Below are 3700 nucleotides of genomic sequence, written 5' to 3' on the forward strand. Positions count from 1 at the left end.
AGCAGGGCAACCTGCTGGCGTCGGGAACCTACCCGGGCGGTCGGGTGCGTAAGCGTGTCATCGAGCCGGACGGCACGCGGCGGTCCCGCGTGGTGAACCTGCCCGAGACGTGGTTTCGTGCCGAAGCTCCCGAGCATGTTCTGCGGGAGCGGGACTCCGCCGAGATCAAAGCTCGGCTGGATGCACGTGCTCAACGGTTGGTGTCCGATTCGGTTTGCGAAGGGCCGGACTGTCACGAGGTCGCGCCTGCCGGGCGTCGGTACTGCCTGCTGCACCAGAGGCTGTCAGACGGTGATCCGGGTGCCGGCGTCCAGCTCAGCGCGTGGATGGACTGGCGGGCCGTGTGTAAGCGCTGCGATCCGGGCGAGGAACCGCCTCGCCCGGAGATCGTGGACATGTGGGGCGACCCTGTAGGTATCGCCTACCGTGAGCAGCACCCGCCGGAGTCAACCATCGGGTGACGTTTGCCCTAAACGCCAGAACCGCCCCCATGTAAGGGGGCGGTTCGGGCGGATGGTAGTGGCTACAGAACCATCAGGTCGGCACGCTGCTCGTACTCGGTGCGGGTCTGCGGTGTCGAATCGACGCCATCTAAGCCGTGCAACAGCGGGTCATAGTCCCACTCGACTTCCACCATCCCATCCGTACCGACGTCGGCCCGGACGACGGTACCCGCGACGCCTACCGACCAGACTCCGGTAACCCGGTCGCCTACGTTCATCATCCGGACCAGCCCGGCGTACTCGCGGAGCGCTGCGGCTGCTCCGGTGATCGGGCTGTATGGCTGGTACTCGGTCGGCAGCTCGGCGTACGTCTCGGCCGACAGGCCATCTTTGCCGAGGTAGGACCACCGCCCGTCAGGCAGTGAGAACCACAGGTCGGAGTGGCGGTCGCGGTAAACGGTGTTTGTGTTCATACCCCAGACCGTACATCAGGTGTACGGCGGTGTCAACGCCACGGCGTAAACCCCGGTGATCGGCCCGCGCAGATGTTTTGCAGCGTCCCGCGTGGCAGCCCGGTAACCCGCTCAAGCTGCGAGTACGGCACGCCGGAACGCTTGGCCCGGCGGATTTCTTGGTACAGCGTGGCGACCGCCTCGTCGGCGGCCAGACGTAGGTCAGCAAGGTCGGTCATACACAGAGCGTACCGCAGGACACCGCCGCAGTAGTCGGCGCTTGGCGTCGGCACCGCAGGTGCCTCGCCCGGCGGCGGCAGCTTCGCTGCCTAGCAGCCTGCTGTGCAGCAGGCAGGGCAGGCGGGCAGGGCAGGGCAGCGGCGTCGCTGCCCCGCCGGGCAGGGCAGGGCAGGGCAGGGCAGCGGGGCACAGCAGTCCCGCTGCTGCGCTTGTGTCGGCATACGTGCAGGCCAGGGGGCACGGGGGCATCCCCCCGTGCCGGCTCCCCGACCGGGCGGTAATGCGTCCCGTCGGCATCGTGCGACTTAAACGTCCGTTTTTTGTGGGAGTCAGTAACTTAGGAGGAATTGTGCGCTCACCTGCTGGTTTGCAGAAACCCGGCAAGGCGTTATGGCGGAAAATAACCGCTGTTTTCGATGTTGAAAGCGACCCAGACAAGCAGGAATTGCTATTTCAAGCGTGCCGAACGGCCGATATCGTCGCCGAACTTGATGACGCGGCGGCCGAAGCGCCGCTGTTGGTTAAGGGCAGCATGGGCCAGCCTGCCATTAGCCCGTTGATCGCCGAAGCGCGCGTGCAGCGTGCGCTGCTCGCCCAACTGCTGTCGAGAATGAACTTTGAGGAGACCACCGAATGAGTAAAGCGCAGCGTCGGACGCGGCGGCATGACGCCGCCAAGCCGAACCAACCGAAGTTTATGCTGTCCGACTTCTACAAGTGGAAGTTCTCGTTTCGTGCTGGCACGGCGGGGTTGACTGTCGAGGCGTTCCTGAAGGCAGGCCCTAGGCCCTGAGATCGATTCTGACGGGTTAAACCACCATCCCCGGGTCAATACCGGGGATGGTGTTAAGTGCCTTCCTCCGGACTCTCAGCCCGGTCCTGGGACACCATGGCGTTCCCGCTCTACGGCCGCTCGTGCTCTCCTGTCTGCCTCGAAACCGGCGGGGTCTTGCAGGCTGCCCAGGTCTACATAGACACCGGTGTTCAACGGCTTGCCGGTGTGAACCACGAACTTGATTCCGCGATCCACCAGTAGGTCACGCCGCCCGCTGTCTGTGAGACCGGGCCACACGTCCCGGTAGAGCTCGCCGGTCGTCTCTGTTACCCAACCGGCGGGCCGCGAGGGAAGTCTCTCTAATTCGGTGCGGCGGGCAATAAGCCGCCGCATCCGGGCGTGATAGGTCTGCTCGTCATCGGCGGTAACGACAAGCCCGGCGTCTGCCTCACGGCGCAGCCGGTCAATCGTGTCAAGAACCTGCTCTAATTCCGGCGAGTGATCCTCGCCGGGAACGAATACCCGTCGGGTCACCTGCTCGTGCCCGAAGTAGTCGAGGAACGTCGTCTCTAGCAGCTCGTCACCGGCTTCGGCGGGTATCGACTGCCCGCGGCAGACACGCGGTGATCGGCCGCACCGGTAATACCGATATTCGCTGCCGGCGCTTCGGGACACCTGTAGGGATAGCGTGGCACCGCATATCACGGTGCCGGTGGCGGTATACAGTTTTGCCGACGACTCACACGCCGGGCAGCCCGTGCAGCCGCAAACGCCGACGCCGAGCATCGGGTTGATCGAACCGGTCGGTATCCGCTGTTTAAGTTTCCGCAAGCTGGCAGCGGCTTGTATCTGTTTCCATGTGTCGTGATCGAACATCGGCGGGGCAACCCGGATAGGTTCACCGGCCCCGTCCAACACAACCTCGCCACGGTGCAGCTTAAAGCCTTGCGTGCGTGGCGACGTGAGAATATCGACCACGGTCGACACATACCACCGACGCGACGGATACCGGGTGTTCAACCACTCTGTGATGGCTATGAACGTCTCGCCCGTGCACAGCCGTTCGGCAGCCTCGTGCAGCACCGCCTGCTGTTCATCGTCCGGCCGTAGGGTCTTACCCGCGCCGCCGGGGTGGTCGGCAATCCGGTAGCCGAACGGCGGCGTGCCAGATGCCCACCTGTCGGTTTGACGCAGCATCCGCTGCCCGTCTAACGCGCGTGTTTTGAACCGGTTGAGTTCCAGTTCGGCGAAGAATGAGCCGAGGTAGACGAATAGCTCGGCCATCATCTGCTCTATCGTTGTCCGGCTTTTGTCGGCGCGGTAGTTCAATGTCAAACCGTCCTCCGCGAACACCAGCATTTTTTTATGCTGCTCGGCCCACTCGGCGAACTTCACGCAATCGCGGGTTGAGCGGAATAAGCGGTCGAGTTTGGAGAACACTAGCGCGTCCCACTCGCACCGCTTGTCTTCGGCCAGCCACGGGCCGAGGTCCGGCCGGTCGAACGGTGAGACGGTGGCGGACACGCCCAGGTCTTCGATGGTGTGGACCACGGTGCCGCTGTGGTCCGCTACCCACTTGGCACCAACTTCTTGTTGCGCGAGGTGCGACACTTTCTGCGGGCCTTGCATGACCGAGACGCGCGACCCCACGAGGCAGCGCAGCGGTTGGCTTTTCATTCTGTCATCGTATACAGTGCTGGTAGAAGTGGTCCATCACGAAAACCGAGTCGAAACCGGACGCTTCGGCCTCGCGGGCCTGGGCGATCACGGTGGGGAAGAGCTGGTCCACCC

5 protein-coding genes and 1 pseudogene are annotated in these 3700 nt (G+C 63.9%); 2 read left to right on the plus strand and 4 right to left on the minus strand.

Going from position 1 to position 3700, the window contains the following annotated elements; genetic code table 11:
• Positions 1-461 (plus strand): hypothetical protein (locus AC2VON_RS26750; protein WP_486955475.1); only part of this gene is annotated, 461 nt, incomplete at its 5' end.
• Between the two features lie 62 nt (positions 462-523).
• On the opposite strand, the gene AC2VON_RS26755 is transcribed toward AC2VON_RS26750, so the two are convergent.
• Positions 524-916 carry a hypothetical protein gene (locus AC2VON_RS26755; RefSeq protein WP_486955476.1) on the minus strand — a complete coding sequence of 131 codons (393 nt, stop codon included), beginning with the start codon at positions 914-916 and terminating at the stop codon, positions 524-526.
• A 32-nt stretch (positions 917-948) separates the two neighbouring features.
• Positions 949-1134 carry a hypothetical protein gene (locus AC2VON_RS26760; RefSeq protein ID WP_486955466.1) on the minus strand — a complete coding sequence of 62 codons (186 nt, stop codon included), beginning with the start codon at positions 1132-1134 and terminating at the stop codon, positions 949-951.
• Positions 1135-1484: 350 nt separating this feature from the next.
• Between AC2VON_RS26760 and AC2VON_RS26765 the strand changes: the two genes are divergently transcribed.
• A complete protein-coding gene (locus AC2VON_RS26765) occupies positions 1485-1772 on the plus strand; it encodes a hypothetical protein (RefSeq protein WP_486955477.1) in 288 nt (95 codons plus the stop codon).
• 230 nt (positions 1773-2002) lie between these two features.
• Here AC2VON_RS26765 and AC2VON_RS26770 read toward each other — a convergent pair whose 3' ends face one another.
• Both AC2VON_RS26770 and AC2VON_RS26775 read right to left on the minus strand, forming a co-directional pair.
• Positions 2003-3586, minus strand: coding sequence for a recombinase family protein (locus AC2VON_RS26770; RefSeq protein WP_486955478.1), 1584 nt, complete (start codon positions 3584-3586; stop codon positions 2003-2005).
• 19 nt (positions 3587-3605) lie between these two features.
• Positions 3606-3698, minus strand: a pseudogene (locus AC2VON_RS26775) (LLM class F420-dependent oxidoreductase); the annotation flags it as partial.
• Between the last annotated feature and the right edge of the window lie 2 nt (positions 3699-3700).

The sequence above is a fragment of the Mycobacterium sp. TH-M82 genome (assembly GCF_057473605.1).